This is a genomic window from Bradyrhizobium sediminis, assembly GCF_018736105.1.
Taxonomy (GTDB): Bacteria; Pseudomonadota; Alphaproteobacteria; order Rhizobiales; family Xanthobacteraceae; genus Bradyrhizobium.
In genome coordinates this window covers 4,817,434-4,836,099 of sequence record NZ_CP076135.1, presented here as the reverse complement: position 1 = coordinate 4,836,099, position 18,666 = coordinate 4,817,434, and the positions used below count along the sequence as shown (strand labels likewise).

Annotated in this window: 14 protein-coding genes; 5 read left to right on the top strand and 9 right to left on the bottom strand. The window is 64.8% G+C overall.

The window, feature by feature from the left end; all coding sequences use genetic code 11:
- Positions 1-99: 99 nt before the first annotated feature.
- Together KMZ68_RS23105 and KMZ68_RS23100 are read right to left on the bottom strand one after the other, a co-directional pair.
- Positions 100-1,746: an SGNH/GDSL hydrolase family protein gene (locus tag KMZ68_RS23105; RefSeq protein ID WP_215613434.1), complete on the bottom strand. Its 1,647-nt coding sequence runs from the start codon at positions 1,744-1,746 to the stop codon at positions 100-102.
- 159 nt (positions 1,747-1,905) lie between these two features.
- A complete protein-coding gene (locus tag KMZ68_RS23100) occupies positions 1,906-3,291 on the bottom strand; it encodes a lytic murein transglycosylase (protein WP_215613433.1) in 1,386 nt (461 codons plus the stop codon).
- 210 nt (positions 3,292-3,501) lie between these two features.
- On the opposite strand from KMZ68_RS23100, the gene KMZ68_RS23095 reads away from it, so the two are divergent.
- Positions 3,502-4,380 (top strand): UTP--glucose-1-phosphate uridylyltransferase, encoded by an 879-nt coding sequence (locus tag KMZ68_RS23095; RefSeq protein WP_215613432.1) that lies wholly within the window; start codon positions 3,502-3,504, stop codon positions 4,378-4,380.
- Positions 4,381-4,390: 10 nt separating this feature from the next.
- Here KMZ68_RS23095 and KMZ68_RS23090 read toward each other — a convergent pair whose 3' ends face one another.
- Positions 4,391-5,878 carry a sensor domain-containing diguanylate cyclase gene (locus KMZ68_RS23090; protein WP_215613431.1) on the bottom strand — a complete coding sequence of 496 codons (1,488 nt, stop codon included), beginning with the start codon at positions 5,876-5,878 and terminating at the stop codon, positions 4,391-4,393.
- Positions 5,879-6,038: 160 nt separating this feature from the next.
- Here KMZ68_RS23090 and KMZ68_RS23085 point away from each other — a divergent pair, with 160 nt between their 5' ends.
- Complete coding sequence (locus KMZ68_RS23085) at positions 6,039-6,308, top strand: DUF7662 domain-containing protein (protein WP_215613430.1); 270 nt, start codon at positions 6,039-6,041, stop codon at positions 6,306-6,308.
- Positions 6,309-8,032: 1,724 nt separating this feature from the next.
- On the opposite strand, the gene KMZ68_RS23080 is transcribed toward KMZ68_RS23085, so the two are convergent.
- Together KMZ68_RS23080 and KMZ68_RS23075 are read right to left on the bottom strand one after the other, a co-directional pair.
- Entirely contained in the window at positions 8,033-10,909 is a 2,877-nt protein-coding gene (locus KMZ68_RS23080; RefSeq protein WP_215613429.1) for an EAL domain-containing protein, read from the bottom strand.
- A 119-nt stretch (positions 10,910-11,028) separates the two neighbouring features.
- Positions 11,029-12,030: an NAD(P)H-quinone oxidoreductase gene (locus tag KMZ68_RS23075; RefSeq protein WP_215613428.1), complete on the bottom strand. Its 1,002-nt coding sequence runs from the start codon at positions 12,028-12,030 to the stop codon at positions 11,029-11,031.
- A gap of 105 nt (positions 12,031-12,135) precedes the next feature.
- Here KMZ68_RS23075 and KMZ68_RS23070 point away from each other — a divergent pair, with 105 nt between their 5' ends.
- A complete protein-coding gene (locus tag KMZ68_RS23070; protein WP_215613427.1) occupies positions 12,136-12,327 on the top strand; it encodes a DUF1192 domain-containing protein in 192 nt (63 codons plus the stop codon).
- A 409-nt stretch (positions 12,328-12,736) separates the two neighbouring features.
- Entirely contained in the window at positions 12,737-13,255 is a 519-nt protein-coding gene (gene rcdA, locus KMZ68_RS23065; protein WP_215613426.1) for a protease adaptor protein RcdA, read from the top strand.
- A gap of 114 nt (positions 13,256-13,369) precedes the next feature.
- On the opposite strand, the gene rpmE is transcribed toward rcdA, so the two are convergent.
- Complete coding sequence (gene rpmE / locus KMZ68_RS23060) at positions 13,370-13,597, bottom strand: 50S ribosomal protein L31 (protein WP_215603641.1); 228 nt, start codon at positions 13,595-13,597, stop codon at positions 13,370-13,372.
- Positions 13,598-13,798: 201 nt separating this feature from the next.
- On the opposite strand from rpmE, the gene KMZ68_RS23055 reads away from it, so the two are divergent.
- Entirely contained in the window at positions 13,799-15,658 is a 1,860-nt protein-coding gene (locus tag KMZ68_RS23055; protein WP_215613425.1) for an ABC transporter transmembrane domain-containing protein, read from the top strand.
- A gap of 41 nt (positions 15,659-15,699) precedes the next feature.
- Here the strand turns inward: KMZ68_RS23055 and KMZ68_RS23050 are convergent, their stop codons facing one another.
- From KMZ68_RS23050 to KMZ68_RS23040, 3 genes are all read right to left on the bottom strand, one after another.
- Positions 15,700-16,149, bottom strand: coding sequence for a GNAT family N-acetyltransferase (locus KMZ68_RS23050; RefSeq protein ID WP_215616441.1), 450 nt, complete (start codon positions 16,147-16,149; stop codon positions 15,700-15,702).
- Between the two features lie 122 nt (positions 16,150-16,271).
- Entirely contained in the window at positions 16,272-17,303 is a 1,032-nt protein-coding gene (locus tag KMZ68_RS23045; RefSeq protein ID WP_215613424.1) for a peptidoglycan -binding protein, read from the bottom strand.
- Positions 17,304-17,317: 14 nt separating this feature from the next.
- Positions 17,318-18,310, bottom strand: a complete 993-nt coding sequence (locus KMZ68_RS23040) for a flagellar motor protein MotA (protein WP_215613423.1) — start codon at positions 18,308-18,310, stop codon at positions 17,318-17,320.
- Positions 18,311-18,666: the final 356 nt, after the last annotated feature.

Here is an 18,666-nt window from a genome sequence, read left to right as displayed (position 1 = left end):
TTCCGGGACACGCGCAGCGTGGACTCGGAATCCGGAAGTTATCAGCACAAGATTCCGGGTTCGCATCTTCGATGCGCCCCGGAATGGCGGCATTGACGGCTAACGTGCGAACACGCCCGGCGCCGATGCCGACCGCCCGACGTTGCCCGGCGGGCGCGGCGCGGTGGCGGGAGCCCGCGGGGGCGGAGGCGGTGCCGGCCGTGGCGAGGCGCCGAAGCCGAAGAAGTTGCCCAATGACGGCGCGGCCGCCGGTTGCGCCGGGCGGACCAGCTTCTTGGCTGGCGCTAGCTTCGGCGGGGCGCCCGGAACCGCAACTGCGCCGTCCGGCGCCGTGGACGCCACCGGCGTTTCGCCCTTGGACTGTTCGCGTCCGACCTCGCGGCGCGGCCAGACGAAATCATCGGCGCGACCGGCGGGCGGCGCCAGCGGCTCGCCCTTGACCAGGGTTCGCGCCGCCAGCGCATCGACCGCAGCCGGTCGCGAGCCCGGGCCGCCGAGCAATTGATCGGTGCCGACGGAGGAAGCCACCAGCGGCAGGATCGGTCCCGCCAGCGGCCGCGGCGCCGGCTGACCGGGCAGCGCGTTGGCGTCGGGCGTCGCCGGCTCGGTCGGCAGCGTGATCGGCGCCGAACGCGACGCCATCAGCCGCGTGATCTCGCGCTCGACATAATGCGCAAGCTTGCGCGCGCCGGGCTTGGTGAAATACACGCCGTCATAGGAGCGCAGGCGGCGGATCTGACCTTCGAAGTCGGGACCTTGCTGCAGGAAGCGGCCGGCCTCGTCGACGAAACCGTCCCAGACGTCGACATAGGTGATGCCGGCCTTGCCGGCGCCGTCGCGATACAGCGAATTCAGGAACAGCATGTCGGAGGTCGCCTTCGGACCGCGCACGATCGGAAGACCGACCCACAATACCGGCACGCCCTTGGATTTCAGGACGCCGATCATCTCTTCGATCTTCTTGGCGTAGACCTCGACCCAGCGCTCGTCGCGAAACTCATACAGGCCGTTTGCGGCGCGCGTGCTTTTCTCCGGCGCGATGATCGACGGCACATCATTGTCGGCGGCGTCATCGGCTTCAGCGTCGGCCGGCTTGCCGTCGTGCTTCGCGGCATCGGCCGCGTCATCCGGCTTCGCCGCGGGCTTCGTGTCGCCAGGCTTGGCGTCTGTCTTGGCGCGGGTGTCCTTCTTGTCGCCCTTCTTCTCGGACTTGTCGGCCGCCGGTTCGCGGATCGCGACGCGGTCGTTGAGCCCGAGCATGACGACGATGGCGTCCGGCTTCTCGTTGGCGAGAATGCCTCTTGCCGCGGCGGCCCAGTCGGAAGGCTCGCCCTTGGGCTGATATTTGATCAGGCCGGAGACGGTCTTGTGCTTGCGGATCACGCCCATGTCCGGCTGTTCGGAATAGGCGTCCTCGAGGCCGTAAGCGAGCCAGTCCGCCATGGCGTCGCCGAGCACCAGCACGTTGCGTTCCGGGATGATGGTGGGGTCGCGCTTGTCCGGCGGCGGCGCCCTGGAATAGTTCTCGACCCGCTTCGGCGCCTGCTGCTGGAATGGCGCAAACAGGTCGCCGCCGAACCAGCCGCCGCCGCTGCGCGGCGCCGCCGGCCGGGGCGGTCCGCCGAAATTGAAAAACTGCGCCGACGCCGGTCCGGCGATCCCGACCAGAAGCGCGATCGCAACCGCCAGCACGATCAGCGGGCCGCTTTCGGTGAACACCCGGAAAAAGGACTTTTGCTTGGACATGCGGCTCGGTCGCAATGGATCGTCTGACAATCAATATAATAGCGGAATCAGGCCGCAAGCGGGCAGATTTCGCGCCATAAACCGGGCATCGGCCGCTGCCGTCAAGGGTGCAGTGGAAATGCCGGTTTCAGGGTTACTTTTGCCGGCCGCAGGGGGTGTTCAGCGGCCCCTGAGCCGCTCCAGAACGTCGGAGGAGGCGAAACCGTCGGCCGGCGCCCCGATCGAGGCCTGGAAGCCGCGCAGCGCCTCCCGCGTCCGTCCGCCGAGCTGGCCGTCCGGGGTGCCCTGGTAGAAGCCGCGCCGGGCCAGCAGCTGCTGCAGTTCCAGCCGCTCGGCCCGCGACAGCACCCGTTCCTGCCGCGGCCAAGGCTGCACCAACGGCGCGCCGCCGCGCAGGCGGTCGGCGAAATGGCCGATCGCCAGCGCATAGGCCTCGGCCGGGTTGTATTTCATGATCACCCGGAAATTCTGCAGCATCAGGAAACCCGGCCCCTCGGCGCCGGCCGGGGCCAGCAAATAGGCCTTGTCGGCCGGATTCGGGAACGGCTTGCCGCCGGCGCGGGCCAGGCCGAGCTGCTGCCATTGCGCGATCGTCATCGCCTTGGCGCGGTCCGCCAGCATGAAGTTGAAGCCCGCGGGCAGTACGACCTCGTAGCCCCAGGTCGCGCCGGTTTGCCAGCCGTCCTTCTTGAGGTTGTTGGCGGTCGAGGCGATCAGGTCATGGGGATTGTCGACCACGTCGCGGCGGCCGTCGCCGTCGGCGTCGATTGCGTAGCGCTTGAACGCGGTCGGCATGAATTGCGTCGGCCCGAACGCGCCGGCCCAGGAGCCGCGCAGCTGCTCGGGGCGCAAATCGCCGCGGTGCAGGATTTCCAGCGCCGAGAGGAATTCGTCCCTGAAGTATTTCTGGCGGCGGCCGATGCAGGCGAGCGTCGCCGTGGAATTGAGCACGCTGCGATCGCCCATCTGGGTCGAGTAGTTGGATTCGATGCCCCAAATGGATGCGATAATGTAGCGGTCGACGCCATAGGCCTTTTCCACCGCGTCGAACTGCGGCTTGTATTTGGCGAGGATCTCGCGGCCCTTGGCGAGGCGATTGTCGTTGACGAGAATGTCGAGATAATCCCAGATCGCCTTGGTGAATTCCGGCTGCGAATCCATCAGGTCCATGATGCGCAGGTCGGGCTCGAGCCCGGCAGTAAAGCGCTGGAAGCTTGCCTGCGAGATGTGGCGGCGCGCGGCATCGGGCCACATCGCGGCGACGCAATTGCCGAAATTCGCCGCCGCCTCGCGGATCGCGGAAGCCGTCATCAGCGGGTGTCCGGAGGCGCCGTCCTCGCCGCTCCACGGCGGTGCAGCGCCGGGGCCGGGCGCGGCTTGCGGCTGCGCCGGCGCTCCCGATTTCTGGCCGGAGAAGATGTTGCCGAGCAGGTTGGAAATTCCGTCGCCGGACGTTTGGGCCCTGGCTTCGCCGCCGAGCAGGAGCGCGGCCGCGAGCATGACCGCGCCGGTTCGACCCATCAACGAAGATCCCGTCCGCCTCATCATGTCCTACCCGTCCGAAACATCCCGTTCCCAGAAGGCCCTGTCACGGTTTCCAATGGCTTAACAAGGGCCGGATTTTGTTTCCTGCCCGGGCAATGGGCAAGGAGGATGAATCATCACCACACATCCGCCTTTGTTCCCGGCTGCAAACCGGCTACCAACGTGCAAGTAAATGCACATCCCGCTCTCGCAAGGCTTCCCGACACAACCATGAAAATCCGCAAAGCCGTCTTTCCGGTCGCCGGTCTCGGCACCCGCGTCCTGCCCGCCACCAAGGCGATGCCGAAGGAAATGCTGACCATCGTCGACAAGCCGCTGATCCAGTACGTGGTCGACGAGGCCAAGGAAGCCGGGATCGAGCATTTCATCTTCGTCACCGGCCGCAACAAGGGCGTGATCGAGGACCATTTCGACCGCATGTACGAACTCGACGCCACGCTCGCCGCGCGCGGCAAGAAGGCCGAGCAGGAGATTCTGGCCCGCGACCAGCCCGCGGCCGGCGCCATGAGCTTCACGCGGCAACAGGCGCCGCTCGGCCTCGGCCATGCGGTGTGGTGTGCGCGCGATATCGTCGGCAACGAGCCGTTCGCAGTGATACTGCCGGACGAGCTGGTGCTGAACACGCCGGGCTGCCTTGCGCAGATGATCGAGGCCGCGGGCAAGCTCGGCGACAAGTCGAACGTGATCGCGGTCGAGGCGGTGCCCGATCATCTCACCCATCAATACGGCATCTGCGGCGTCGGCAAGCGCCTCGGCAGCAAGATGTTCGAAGTCGACGGCATGGTGGAGAAGCCGCCGAAGGGCACTGCGCCGTCCAATCTCTCGATCACCGGGCGCTACATCCTGCAACCGGAGATCTTCAGGATCCTGGAAACCCAGGAGCGCGGCGCCGGCGGCGAAATCCAGCTCACCGATGCGATGATCGGCCTCGCCAGGACGCAGAGCTTCTACGGCGTCGAATTCGAGGGCGAGCGGCACGATTGCGGCTCCAAGGCCGGCTTCCTGCGCGCCAACATCGCCTTCGGCATGGCGCGGCCCGATCTGCGCGACGGCCTGCGTGCGGAGATGAAGGCGTATCTGGAGAAGTGACGGCGGCCGCCTAGGCCACCAGCGTCAGCGCCGGGACGCTGGCCTGCACGGAGCGGTTGCGGCCGCCGGCCTTGGCCGCATAGAGCGCCTTGTCGGCGGCCTTGACGAGTTCGAACCAATCCATTGCTGCGGTCGGCGTCAGGCTCGCGACCCCGATGCTGACGGTGGTGTGGTCGGACCAGTCCTGGACCTTCTGCCGAATGGTTTCGGCCACGACCAGCGCGTCCGCCCCCGGGCACCCCGGCAACAGCACGGCAAATTCCTCGCCGCCGTAACGCGCCGCGCAATCGCCGGCCCGCCTTACCGAATCCGAAATGCAGATCGCGACCCCGACCAGCACCTCGTCGCCGGCCTGGTGTCCGAACGTGTCGTTGTAGGATTTGAAATGGTCGGCATCGATCATCAACAGCGCGAGCGGGACTTTCTGGCGCGCGGCGCGCCGCCACTCGGCGTCGATCGAGGCATCGAACTTGCGCCGGTTCTTCAACCCGGTGAGCGCGTCGGTGGTCGCAAGCTCCTCGAGCTTGTCCTCGGCCTGCGCGCGGCGGCCGATTTCGCGCGCGAGAAACAGCGTCGTGCCAAGCACGAACACGATCAGCGCCATCATCACCGCGGCGATCCGGGTAGCCTGGGTGCGCCAGAGGCTCAATATGCTGTCCAGCGGCTTGCCGACCACGACGAAGAGGGGACTTGCGCTGTCGCGCCGGACGTACAGCCGCGGTATGGAATCCACCGGTCCGGATCCCGAATACGATCCACCGGCCTGCAGGTTCGCCGGGTTCCATTTCGGCCGGTCTGCCAAATTCTTGCCGATGATGTCGAGGTCGAACGGCCTGCGCATGATGACGGTGCGGTCGCGGCGCAGCACGGTGATGGTGTCATCCGGGCCGAGGCGCAGCCGGTCGAACAGGTCGTGGAAGTAGCTGAAGCGGATCGAGCCTGCGACCACGCCGAGAAAGCCTCCATCGGCGTCGGTGATACGCCGGCTCAGCACGATCGAGTAGGCGCTGCGATGCAGCATCGGCCGGCTGATGAACAGGCCGGCGTCGGGGCGATCGCGATGAATCCGGAAGTACTCTTCGTCGCTGCGATCTTCCGGTAACGGATCCATCGTCGAGGCGTCGACGGTCAGCCGCCCTCCGGCATCGAATACCTGGATCGCGCCGAAATGCCTGGCGGTCGCGGCATGATCGAACAGGATCAAGTGCCGGATCGGCTTGCTGACCTGTTCGATCTCCGGGGCCACCATGTTGCTCGCAACGGCGCGCAGCGACAGGTCGTAAAGCTCGATGTTGCGGCTGATGTCGGCCTCGATACCGGAAGCCAGGTTATCGAGCGACTGGCGCGCCAGTTCTTCCTCGCCGCGGCGCATGTCGAGCATGACGCTGGCGCAGATCGCGGAGAAGCCGATCACCGTCACCACGGTTGACAGGATCAGCAACTTCGCCGAAGGCCGCCAGGGCCGGCTGGCCATGTCCTTGCGCCGTCCGAATGGCATTGGTTCGCTCCCGGAAACTGAGGGATGCGCCTAAAGTCGTTGCTGCCGGCTTAAGTGGCGACAACGATACATTAATGAGTTAACGATTCGTTGCCCCGGACCGCGCGAACGCGTTGCAAATGCAGCAAGGTCGCGGGCGACCGGACCACCGAGGACCCAAGTGAACGATTACGACGCCCTGCGCGATTACCTGAAGAAGCAGACCCTGCCCGAATTCGTGCTCAGCTTCGAGCAGATCGAGGAGATCATCGACGCCGCATTGCCGCGCGCGGCGCACCGCGCGTCGTGGTGGGAAACCCTGCGCAGCCCGCAGGAAAAGATGCCGCAGCGCGAGGCCTGCCTCGCCGGCGGCTACATCGCGACCCGGCAGGCGGACGGCAAGAGCGTGAAGTTCAGGAAGATGAAGGCTCCGGACAAGCCCGTCCGGTAATTGAAGGTCATTCCAGCGAAAGGTGGCGGCATCAGACATGGCCGTCACACGCGGGCTTGACCCGCGTGTCCATCGATCTTCGCAAGGAACTTTCCCGAAGCGGATGGATTGCCGGGTCAAGCCCGGCAATGACGGTGATGACGAAAATGATAGCGAGAAATAGCTCGCCGGTTCGAGCCGCACTTCCTTCAGAAACCGCATCGCGGGCGTCCGCGATCCGCAGGTTTATTGGACGGCCGCTTTGGTGCGCATGACGGACCCAAGCCGGAAATTGAGCGAGGTCCGAAAAGTGCCGAAGAGCGACGTCACTACTCATTGTACGCCACGCCAGATTAGCCCCGGAGCACGGTCCCAATGGCAAGTGAATTTGAGACAGCCTCATTGCCCGATCTGCTCATTCGCGCGAATCACATTTTGTCGTCACCGTTGAACCTTCGCGAACGTCTCGGGACCCATACCAGTGGGCTTGGGTGGATAGTGAGGACTTCACAGCGCCATCGAGTTTCGAGCTTGAAATGGCGATCCAACATAGGAGCGGAGGATGCCAAGAGTCATTCGCCCTGATGGTCATCAGCTTGTACATAGCGCTTGGGCATTGTCGGCCCTGATCGGAATAATGGTTGCGTGCCTGCTCGGCTTCATCGCCAGTTACCCGAGGGCGGCGTCATGGGTATCCAATGCGGCACCGGCTGAATTTGCAGGTGCGGTGTCCCCGGGATCCGAACCGATTCTTCTGACAAGGAAACCTGTCAGATACGAAGCCGTGATCAACAATTGGAAGCGCTACCGGTCGTCTGCAACTAGACCTGATGAAATCGCAGCATCAATCACGACCGAGGCGCCGATGAGCGGAAGTCGCTGAAGGCCGCTACCAGGTCCGCTCCGGGTCATTTTCGCACTTCGGTGCGATCCGAAACGATGTCCGCTTGACGACCACGAACGGACGTGCCGCAGGTCAGAAACAACTCCCGAAAAGTGCCCGAGGCGGCCGCGGCGCGCCGTGAAATTCCCGGTATTCTGACCCGACGGGCAAATCACCGGTTTTGCTGTCCAGCCCGCTTTGCAAAAATATTTCGCTGGTCCCGTCGGGCAAATCAGTGATTTGAATCCGCCCGTCTCACCCGGCAAGAGGGGCGTATCGCGATCGTCACGAACGCGGGATGGGATGCGGTGGACGTGACAGCGTCAGGCGTGAAACGTGATTGCAGGGCGGGCTTTGCCTGTGAGCGGTCAACGATACGCAGGCGGCGGCGCTGAAGCGTACGGCAAAACCATGTGGTCCCGACACCCGTTGCTGGTGCCAAGTTGGGCGGAGGCGAAGTCAACTCAACCGAGCTTGACCAGCCTTAATCCGCCAACGACGGTGGCAAGACGAATTCGTCGCCGGGGAGAGCGTGGCATAAGCCGTAAAGCCATTGCGCAGGGAAGGCCGGATTGCCTCCGCTGAACCTGTATGCTCGTGTGCGTTCTTCTATGTGCATCTTTGCACACGAGACCGCGGGTGCAGCGCGCACCCGGCTTTCCCTGCACCCTCCTTTTTGAGGGTACGGAAGGAACCAACCGCAAACCTCGGTCGCTTCGCGGCGCGAGATCGCGAATTCATACTCAGTCGTCATCGTCCGCGAATGCGGACGATCCAGTATTCCAGAGGCGTCAGTAATAGAATCGAAAGGCTGCGGCGTACTGGATACCCCGCTTTCGCGGGGTATGACGGGCAGGAGGGATCAACTCGCCGCTTCGAGCCGCTCTTCCGTCAACAGCCGCATTGCGGCGTCGGCGTCCATCGGCTCGCCGAAGGCGAAGCCCTGCGCGTATTCGCAGCCCAATTGATAGAGTTCGACCGCATCGGAATCGGTCTCGGCGCCTTCGGCGACCACGTCCATGCCGAGGTCGTGGGCGAGCGCGATGATTGATTTCAGGATCACCGGGCGGGTGCCGCGGCTGGTGGTGCGGACGAAGGACTGGTCGATCTTGATGGTGTCGAACGGAAAGCGCTGCAGATAGGCCAGCGACGAATGGCCGGTGCCGAAATCGTCGAGCGACAGTCCGGTGCCGAGCTCGCGGATCCGCGTCAGCATTTGCGCGGCGTGTTCCGGGTTTTCCATGACCAGCGATTCCGTCAATTCCAGCTTCAGCGTGCCGCGCGCCACCGAGGAGCGCGACAGCACGGTGCGGATGTCGTGGATCAAATCGTGTCGCAGCAATTGCCGCGAGGAGACGTTGACAGAGGCAAAGATCGGCTCGCGCGAACGCATCGCGCGCTGCCAGATCGCGAGCTGCTTCGCGGTCTGGTCGAGCACGAACATGCCGAGATCGACGATCAGGCCGATCTCTTCGGCGATCGAGATGAATTCCACCGGCGACATCCGGCCGAGCTTGGGATGGTCCCAGCGCGCCAGCGCCTCGAAGCCGGCGATCGAGCGATCTTCCAGCCGCACGATCGGCTGGTAGAGAATGGTGATTTCCTCGCGCTCGATGGCGCGGCGCAATTCGCTTTCCAGCGTCAGCCGGTCGGTCTTGCGGGCGCGCATCGCCGGCTTGTAGACGTCGATGCGGTCGCCGCCGATCCGCTTGGAGTGATACATCGCCAGCTCGGCGTCCTTGATGATCTCGTCGGACAGCTGGGTCTGCGGATCGGACAGCGCGAGCCCGATCGAGGCGGTGAGGAAGATCTCGCGGTCGTTGAAGGCGATCGGCGCCCGGATGGTCTTGCGGATGGTCTCGGCGAACGCGGTGATGCGCGCCGGGTCCTGCTCCGACATCAGGATCAGGCCGAACTGGTCGCCGGCGAGCCGCGCCAGCGTGTCCTGCGGTTTCAGGATACGGGTCAGCCGCCGCGCCAGCGTCAGCAGGATGGAATCGCCGACCGCGATGCCGACGGAATCGTTGACCTGCTTGAAGCGATCGAGGTCGATCACCATTAGCGTCGGCCGCAGGTTCGGCATGGTCTTGGCGAAATTGGCCACCGCGCCGAGGCGGTCCATGAAGAGCTGGCGGTTCGGCAGGCCGGTGAGGTTATCGTGCACGGAATCGTGCAGCAGGCGTTCCTCGGCGTTCTTGCTCTCGGTGACGTCGGTCAGGGTGCCGACCACCCGCGAGACTTCGCCGTCGGAGCCGACCACCGGGCGCGCCTTCAGCGCGAACCACATGAAATGGCCGTCCGGCGTGCGCAGCCGGAAATCCTGCACCAGCCGGCCGCGGCGCTGGTCGAGCACGCTGTCGAGCGCGGCGCGGAAGCGATCCTGGTCGAGCGGATGCAGCACCTCGAGCCATTTCGCGGCGGGGCCTTCCAGCGTGCCGCGTTTCAGGCCCAGCAGGGCTTCGGTCTCCGGGCTGGTGAACACCTTGTCGGCCGAGACGTCCCAGTCCCAGATCAGGTCGCCCGATCCGGTCAGCGCCAGCGCCCGGCGCTCGACGTCGGAGACCACGCCGGTGGTAGCACCCCCGCCGGCGAAGGCGTGCTGCATGACAGTAAATCCGATCAGCATCACGATCAGCACGAGGCCGCCGAGCAGCGCGGGCCCGACGATGTCGTTGGTGACGGAGCCCGCCACCGTCATGCCGGCCGCGATCACCCACACCACCAGCAGAAACCAGGTCGGAATCAGCAGCACCGCGCGGTCGAAGCCGTGGGTCGAGAGATAAACGATCAGCGCGAAGCCTGCGAAGGCGATCAAGACCAGCGACATCCGCGCGATGCCGGAGGCGACCGCGGGATCGAACAGCGCCAGCGCGACGAGGGAGCCGAGAAAGACCAGCCAGCCGACGGTGATGTGGGAGTAGCGCACATGCCAGCGGCTGAGGTTGAGGTAGGCGAACAGGAACACCAAGAGCGTCGCCGCCAGGATCGCTTCGCCCGCCGCGCGCCATACCCGCTCGGCGTTGTTCGACATGTCGAGCACCTTGCCCCAGAAGCCGAAGTCGACGCCGATATAGACCAGCACCGCCCATGCCAGCGCCGCGGCGGCGGGGAACATGATGCTGCCCTTGACCACGAACAGGATGGTCAGCACCAGCGCCAGCAGGCCGGAAATGCCGATCACGATGCCCTGGTACAGCGTGAACGAATTGACCTTGTCCTTGTAGGCCTCGGGCTCCCACAGATAGAGCTGCGGCAGCTTGTCGGTGCGCAACTCCGCGACGAAGGTGATGACGGCGCCGGGATCGAGCGTGATGCGGAAGATATCGGCGGTCGCGCTCTCCTGGCGCTCGGGGCGGTCGCCGGTCGACGGCGTGATGGTGGCGATGCGCGACAGTCCGAGATCGGGCCACAGCAGGCCCGACGACACGATGCGATAATGCGGTGCGACGATCAGGCGGTCGAGCTGGTCGTCGGTGTTGTTGGCGAGCGCGAACACCACCCAGTTCTGGCCGCCTTCGCGGGCGCGGACCTCGACGCGGCGGATGATGCCGTCGGTGCCCGGAGCGGTGGAAACCTGGATGCGGTCGGTGTCGCTGCGCTGATGATCGAGCACCGCGGTGAGATCGATCGCGGGCGCGTCACTGCGGACGCCGACGGCGTCGATGGCGCGCGCCGGCGGCGCGGCGGCAACAATCATGAGGCCCAGCGCGAGGGGCGCAAGGCACCTGATCAGACGCAATGTCAGTTCTCCGCGGTCAACTGGCTTTCCGGGCCAAGCGAAAGCACCGGCGTTGCGGGATAAATGACATGAAAGCGAGGGAAATCAAAGGGTTTCCGGCCGCGTATCGCTCGCGAGCGTTAAACCGCCAACACAATTTTGCCAATATGTGCGCTGGTCTCCATGCGCCGGTGTGCGTCGGCGGCCTTTTCAAGCGGGAAAGTGCTGTCCATCAGGGGTTTGACGCGCCCCTCGCGCAGCAGCGGCATCACCTTGGCCTCGATAGCGGCCACCATCGCCGCCTTGTCCGCATTACTACGGGGACGCAGCGTCGATCCGGTGTGATGCAGGCGCTTCACCATCAGCTTGGAAAAATTAACGTTTGCCTTGGGCTGTCCGCTCAGGAACGCAATCTGGACGATGCGGCCGTCGACCGCGGCGGCGTCGTAATTGCGGTCGATGTAGTCGCCGCCGACCATGTCGAGGATGACATTGGCGCCGGCGCCTGATGTCGCGGCCTTCACCACGGCGACGAAGTCCTCGGTCTTGTAGTTGATCGCCTTGTCGGCGCCGAGCTTGAGGCAGGCGTCGGCCTTGTCCTTCGATCCGACGGTGACGATCACTTTGGATCCGAACGCCTTGGCGAGCTGGATCGCCAGGGTGCCGATGCCGGAGGAGCCGCCATGGATCAACAGCGTCTCGCCCGGCTGCAATCCGCCGCGTTCGAACACATTGTGCCAGACAGTCATGAGGGTTTCGGGGAGGGCGCCGGCTTCCTGCATCGACAGCGCCGGCGGCACCGTCATCGCCTGGCCGTCTTGCGCGATGCAATATTGCGCGTAGCCGCCGCCGGCCACCAGCGACATCACCTTGTCGCCGATCTTGTGCCGGCTCGCGCCGGCGCCGAGCGCCACCACTTCGCCCGCGATTTCGAGACCCGGCAGATCGCTGGCGCCGGGCGGCGGCGGATAGGCCCCCGAACGCTGCGCGACGTCGGGCCGGTTGACGCCGGCGGCCAGAACCTTGACCAGGATTTCGCCCGGACCGGGCACCGGAACGCTGCGGGTCTCGGGCAACAGCACCTCGGGGCCGCCGGGCTTGCTGATGCCGATCACGGTCATTTGCGCGGGCAGCTTTTCCATGGTTTTTCCTTGCGAAATGCGGGAAATTTGAAAGAGGCACCTGATTAGCCAGCCGCGCTCCGGCTGGCAACCGCCTCCCTGAATGTTGAGCACCGGGTAGAACGCATGGCCATCGAGGACGACGACAGACCGAGAAAGAAAGTCAGCCACGAGATCGGGCAGGAGCTGTCGCTGCTGTCGGTCGAGGAACTCACCGAGCGTATCGCGCTGATGACTTCCGAGATCGAGCGGCTGCAGGCGGCGATGACCAAGAAGCGCGCGTCGAAGGATGCGGCCAACAGCTTCTTCAAGTCGTAGAGAGTGGACGCGGTGCAGCTTCCCTCGTCCGCTTGCGGGTCGCTCGCGGGGGGAGGAGGCACCATGCATCCGTCCCCGCCACTCGGCCAATGGCCGACATGGCAAAGGAACCCTGAACAAAATCGTTCGTTTACGATCGATTAAGCTTTCTCAGATATGACTCGCACTGTCCTTGTTTGGACACCGAGTGGCTCCTGTCCACTCTGTTTGACGCCTCCCTGTTATCAACTTCAAAAGCCGCCGGAAACGGCGGCTCTTTTTTGGCGTCTCGGTACCTCACTGGAAACCATAAAAGCGCTTGCGGCTGGACTCTCGCCCGGCGGGGCGTAATGATTTGTTCATCATAAGCCGGCGGCTGGTTCCAAGCGTTCCAGCGCGGCAGAGTAATCAGTTGCGTGAGGCGTTAACCATGTCAGACCGTTCGCAAGGCGAATCCGCGCTCGTTCAGTTCAGCGAGAGACTGACCAATTCTGCGGCGTTCGGCACCCTGTTCCGCGAAGGCATGGACCTGGTCGAGGAGACCGCCGCCTATCTCGACGGCGCCGGCCGTGCCGAGGCCAAGGCGCTCGATCGTGCCGTCAGCCTCATCTATGCCACCGAAAGCATGCGGCTGACCACCCGCCTGATGCAGCTGGCGTCGTGGCTGTTGCTGCACCGCGCGGTCAAGGAAGGCGAGATGACGCTGTCCCAGGCCAACCGCGAAAAGACCAAGGTCAAGCTCTCTGCCGCCGATCCCGGCCCGGACGACATGATCGAAAAACTGCCGGTGGCATTGCAGGATCTGATCACCCGCTCGATGACGCTGCAGAGCAAGGTCCGCCGCCTCGATATCACCATCCATACGCCGGCCGTGGAACGCGCCGCGATCGGCAATCCGCTGGTGCCGCAGCTCAACCGCCTGAAGGCGGCGTTCGAGCAAACGCGTTAATTTCCCTTTCTCGGGTCCTGCGTCCTCTCGCAAGAGTGGGAGCGCAACGAAAAACGCCCCGGCGCGAGCCGGGGCGTTTTCGTGTCTGCTTCAAGCCGGAAGGCCCGAGAGCCCTCAATCCTTCTTGAGGAAGCCCGAAAATTTCTTCTGGAACCGGGATACGCGGCCGCCGCGGTCGAGCATCTGCTGGGCGCCGCCGATCCAGGCCGGGTGCGACTTGGAGTCGATATCGAGGTTCAGCTTGTCGCCTTCCTTGCCCCAGGTGGAACGCGTCTGGTACTCGGTACCGTCGGTCATGACGACCGTAATCATATGATAATCCGGATGAATTTCGGCTTTCATGGCAATTCCTTCGGCGCGCCGGCGCCTGTCTTTCGAATGGCTGTGGGACGGATTTGGGCCGCTCTATAACGCAGCAAAGCCCCTAAAACAAGCCAAGTACCGCCCCAAAAAAGCAGGATCCTGCATTAGTATCTTCCCGGATTTGCCAGCGTCGGCGGGCGGGCCTATCTGGGGGCTGGCAAAGCGATTGGTCCGGATCTCATGAGCGCAGTGGAACGGCTTGAACAGCGGCGTGGCGAGACGCCGCCACCGCGCGATTTGGCGGCCGGTGAGGTCCCCTCCATCGAGGCAGAGCTGACGGAGCTGCCGGCCAAGAGCCGGGCGCGGCTGCGCCCGCTGTTGGCGCTGGCGCCCTATGTGGCGCGCTACCGCGGCCGCGCCACTCTCGCCTTCATCGCGCTGACCATTGCGGCGATCACCACCCTGCTGGTGCCGATTGCGGTGCGGCGGATGATCGACTTCGGCTTCACGCCCGAAGGCATCGCCATGATCAACTCCTATTTCAGCGTGATGATCGCGGTGGTCGCGGTGCTGGCCGGCGCCAGCGCGGCGCGGTTCTACCTGGTTATGACCATCGGCGAGCGCATCGTCGCCGATCTCAGGCGCGACGTGTTCGCCCATCTGATTTCGCTGTCGCCGGCCTTCTTCGATTCCTCGCGCAGCGGCGAACTGATCTCGCGGCTGACCGCCGACACCACCCAGATCAAGTCCGCCGTCGGCGCATCGGTATCGATCGCGCTGCGCAACCTGATGCTGTTCATCGGCGCCACCACGATGATGGTGATCACGAGTCCCCGGCTGTCGGGCCTGGTGCTGCTGGCGATCCCGGTGATCGTGATTCCGCTGGTGGCGTTCGGGCGCTGGGTGCGGCGGTTGTCGCGCAACGCCCAGGATACGCTGGCGGATGCGACGGCGTACGCCTCCGAACTGGTTGGCGCGATCAGGACCGTGCAGGCCTATACCAGCGAGCGGCTGGCCAATGCGCGGTTCGGCGGCGAGGTCGAACAGGCCTATGAAGCGGCGCGCAGTTCGACGCGGGCCCGCGCGGTGCTCACCGCCGTCATCATCTTCATCGTGTTTTCCAGCGTGGTGGCGATCCTCTGGATCGGATCGCATGACGTGCTGACCGGCTCGATCAGCCCCGGCCGGCTCGGCCAGTTCGTGCTGTATGCGGCGTTCGCCGCCGCCGGCCTCGGCCAGCTCAGCGAAGTCTGGGGCGAGTTGTCGGCAGCGTCGGGCGCCTCGGAACGCCTGTTCGAAATCCTCCGCGTCAAATCGGCGATCGCAGCACCGGCATTGCCGCTGGCTCTCCCGGCGCCGGCGCGCGGCGACGTCGGTTTCGAGAATGTCCGCTTCGCCTATCCGACCCGGCCGGATGCGCTCGCCGTCGACGGCGTCTCGCTCACCGTGCGCGCCGGCGAGAAGGTTGCGATCGTCGGCCCCTCGGGGGCGGGCAAGAGCACGTTGTTCCACCTGCTGCTGCGGTTCTACGATCCGGCGACCGGAACCATCTCGTTCGACGGCGTGCCGGTCAACGCGGCCGATCCGCAGCGATTGCGGGAGCGCATCGCACTGGTGCCGCAGGAGTCCGTGGTGTTCGCCGCCAGCGCGCGCGAAAACATCCGCTTCGGCCGGCCCGACGCGTCAGATGCGGAAGTCGAGCACGCCGCCGGGCTCGCTCACGCCACCGAATTCATCCGCCGGCTGCCCGGCGGCTTCGAGGCGCAGCTCGGCGAACGCGGCGTGACGCTGTCGGGCGGCCAGCGCCAGCGCATCGCGATCGCGCGCGCCATCCTGCGCGATGCGCCGCTGTTGCTGCTCGATGAAGCGACCTCCTCGCTCGATGCGGAATCCGAAACCCTGGTGCAGACCGCGCTGGAAGAGTTGATGCGCCACCGCACCACGCTGGTGATCGCCCATCGCCTCGCCACCGTGTTGTCCTGCGACCGGATCATGGTGATGGACCAGGGCAAGATCGTCGAGCAGGGCACCCACGCCGAACTGGTCGCCGCGGGCGGGCTCTACGCCCGGCTGGCGCGGCTGCAGTTCGAGGGCGTGTAGACTCTTTCCCTCTCCCACAAGGGGAGAAGGGAAGAAGGGCACTACGGCTTCCACGCCATCTTCAGCACCAATCGCTTCGACGCCGGATTGACGTCCTCGCCGGCGTGGACAAATCCGTTGCGCTCGTAGAAGCGGATCGCGCGGGCATTGTCCGCATTGACCTTCAACGTGACCCCATCGGGCGATCGTCGCTTCGCCTCATCGACCAGCATGGTGGCAAGCTTCGATCCCCAATGAGCGGGGGCGACCACCAGCTGGTCGAGATAGCCTGACGAATCAATGGTAACGAAGCCGACCATCGCGCCGGCCTGTTCCGCGACGATGATGGCGGCCTTCGGCACCAGCTCGTTGCGCCAGCGCTCACGCCACCAGGCGACGCGCGCGTCAAAGTCGATCGAGGGATAGGCGATCCGCCAGGTCTCGAGCCACAGCGCGATGGCGGCGTCCTCGTCCTCGGCGCGATAGGGACGAAGCTGAAAGGCGCTGTCCATCAAGCAAAGACCGTCATGCCCGGCCTTGTGCCGGGCATCCATCTGCTTCGCCAGAATCTTTTTCGATGGATTGCCGGGTCAAACCCGGCAATGACGCAGTGTTTGCCTGGCGACTTCACCCCTCAGCGTTCCGTCAGCTTCAGCTCGATGCGGCGGTTGCGCCGGTAGGCGTCTTCGGTGGCGGCGGTGTCGAGCGGCTGGAATTCCGCAAATCCCGCCGCGACCAGACGCTGCGCCGGCACACCGAGCGAGATCAGATACTGCACCACCGAGATCGCGCGCGCCGACGACAATTCCCAGTTCGACTTGAACACGGGGCTGTTCAAAATCGGCCGCACGTCGGTGTGGCCGTCGACCCGTAGCACCCAGGCGATCTCGGCCGGAATCTGCTTGTCCAGTTCAATCAGCGCGGTCGCCAGCTTGTCGAGTTCGGCGCGGCCCTCGGGCAGCAGCAAGGCCTGTCCGGTGTCGAAGAACACTTCCGACTGAAACACGAAGCGGTCGCCGACGATGCGGATGTCGGGCCGGTTGCCGAGAATGGCGCGCAGGCGGCCGAAGAATTCCGAACGGTAGCGCGACAGTTCCTGCACCCGCTGCGCCAGCGCCACGTTCAGCCGCTGCCCGAGATCGGCGATCCGGCCTTGCGATTCCTTGTCGCGCTTTTCGGAAGCCTCCAGCGCTTCCTCCAGCGCCGCGAGCTGGCGGCGCAGCGCGCTGATCTGCTGGTTCAGCACCTCGATCTGCGCCAATGCGCGCGACGACACCTGCTTTTCGGAATCCAGCGCCTTGTTGAGTTCGCTGGCGCGGCCGGCGGCGTCGCTGCCGGCGCCGGCGAGGCCGTCATAGAGGCCCTTGATGCGGTCGCGCTCGCTCTCGGCCGACGCCAGCCCAGCGCGCAGCTGCGAGAGCTGATCGTCGAGATTGAGCTTGCCGAGCTTTTCCAGCGACAGCATTTCGCTGAGCTGCGCCAGCTTGACGTTGAGCTGCTCCAGCGCCTTGTCCTTGCCGGTGACTTCCTGCGACAGGAAGAACTGCACCACCAGGAACACCGACAGCAGGAACACGATCGAAAGCACCAGCGTCGACAGCGCGTCGACGAAGCCCGGCCAGTAGTTGAATCCGGATTCGTTGCGGCGGGCACGGGCGAGGGCCATTCAGAATTCTCCGGTCAGTTCTTCTCGGGTTGGCGCGCGATCCGTTCCAGCAGTTTCTTGATCTCGCGGTTCTGCTCGCCCTGGCCGTCGGCCCATTCGCGGATCATCTGCTGCTCGGTTCGCATATGCGTGACCAGGCCCTGAATGGCTTCGGCGAGATTGGCCATCGCCGCGGTGGTGCCGCGGCTGGCGCCGCCTTCTTCCAGGGTCAGCCGCAATCGCTCGACGGCGGCCTGGAGTTCGCCGCCCGGGCCCGTGCCGCCCTCGCGCGAATATTCGCGCACCGTGGAGGCCAGCCAGTCCTCGAGGTCGGTATAGAAGCGGTTCTGCGCCTGGCTCGACTGCAGATCGAGAAAGCCCAGGATCAGCGAACCCGCCAGTCCGAACAGCGACGACGAAAACGAGATGCCCATGCCGCCGAGCGGCGCGGCCAAGCCCTCCTTGAGGGTGTCGAACAGGGAGCCGGCGTCGCCGCCGACCTTGAGGCCGTCGATCACCTTGCCGACCGAGCCGACGGTCTCGATCAGGCCCCAGAAGGTGCCGAGCAGCCCGAGGAACACCAACAGGCCGGTCATGTAGCGGGAGATGTCGCGGGCCTCGTCGAGCCGGGTGGCGATCGAATCCAGGAGATGCCGCATGGTCTGCTGTGTGATCGTCATCCGCCCGGTGCGCTCGCCGCCGAGGATCGCGGCCATCGGCGCCAGCAGCGTGGGGTGCTGCCGCTCGACCGCGAGACCGGGATCGGAAATGCGGAAACTGTTGACCCAGGCGACCTCCGGATAGAGCCGGATCACCTGCCGGAACGACAGGATGATGCCGATCAGGAGCACCGCGCCGATCAGGGCATTGAGGCCGGGATTGGCGAAAAACGCTGTCACGATCTGCTTGTAGAGCACGACCAGCAGCAGCGTGCACAGCACCAGGAACACCAGCATCCGCACCAGGAAGATCCGGGGCGAGGATAATTTGTTCAGTTCGATCTCCATCGCGGAGCGGGCAGAGGGCATTTGTCGGTGTCATCCGTTGCGAGGAACCGCTTTTTCGGGGACCAATATGGCACAGCGGGACGGAGAAAAAAGCTCAGATACGCCCCGGACGGTCGCTCCCCGATTTCTCGCTGCGCCCAACAATCTTGCCGATTGCTGCCTCTCTGAGCAACCAAACGGCGGGTTCGTAGTCACCGGCCGGACGGGCATTTTTGGAACCCGAAATCACACCGATTCACGATCGGGTGACCGCGGCAAAACCAGCGTTTATTCAACGATATAGCGTAGTGTGACATTGCGCCGCCACCAAGCGTATTGCATCGCAGCAGAGCTCACCTAATCTCATTTCGACAACAATGCGGAATCATTGCGATGCC

Excerpts from the sequence above, each read along its gene's own strand:
- KMZ68_RS23070 (WP_215613427.1), top strand. The coding sequence starts at position 12,136 with ATGGCCATCGAGGACGACGACAGACCGAGAAAGAAAGTCAGCCACGAG.
- KMZ68_RS23040 (WP_215613423.1), bottom strand. The coding sequence starts at position 18,310 with ATGCCCTCTGCCCGCTCCGCGATGGAGATCGAACTGAACAAATTATCC.
- KMZ68_RS23105 (WP_215613434.1), bottom strand. The coding sequence starts at position 1,746 with ATGTCCAAGCAAAAGTCCTTTTTCCGGGTGTTCACCGAAAGCGGCCCG.
- KMZ68_RS23095 (WP_215613432.1), top strand. The coding sequence starts at position 3,502 with ATGAAAATCCGCAAAGCCGTCTTTCCGGTCGCCGGTCTCGGCACCCGC.
- KMZ68_RS23050 (WP_215616441.1), bottom strand. The coding sequence starts at position 16,149 with ATGGACAGCGCCTTTCAGCTTCGTCCCTATCGCGCCGAGGACGAGGAC.
- KMZ68_RS23045 (WP_215613424.1), bottom strand. The coding sequence starts at position 17,303 with ATGGCCCTCGCCCGTGCCCGCCGCAACGAATCCGGATTCAACTACTGG.
- KMZ68_RS23055 (WP_215613425.1), top strand. The coding sequence starts at position 13,799 with ATGAGCGCAGTGGAACGGCTTGAACAGCGGCGTGGCGAGACGCCGCCA.
- KMZ68_RS23075 (WP_215613428.1), bottom strand. The coding sequence starts at position 12,030 with ATGGAAAAGCTGCCCGCGCAAATGACCGTGATCGGCATCAGCAAGCCC.
- rpmE (WP_215603641.1), bottom strand. The coding sequence starts at position 13,597 with ATGAAAGCCGAAATTCATCCGGATTATCATATGATTACGGTCGTCATG.
- KMZ68_RS23090 (WP_215613431.1), bottom strand. The coding sequence starts at position 5,878 with ATGCCATTCGGACGGCGCAAGGACATGGCCAGCCGGCCCTGGCGGCCT.
- KMZ68_RS23100 (WP_215613433.1), bottom strand. The coding sequence starts at position 3,291 with ATGAGGCGGACGGGATCTTCGTTGATGGGTCGAACCGGCGCGGTCATG.
- rcdA (WP_215613426.1), top strand. The coding sequence starts at position 12,737 with ATGTCAGACCGTTCGCAAGGCGAATCCGCGCTCGTTCAGTTCAGCGAG.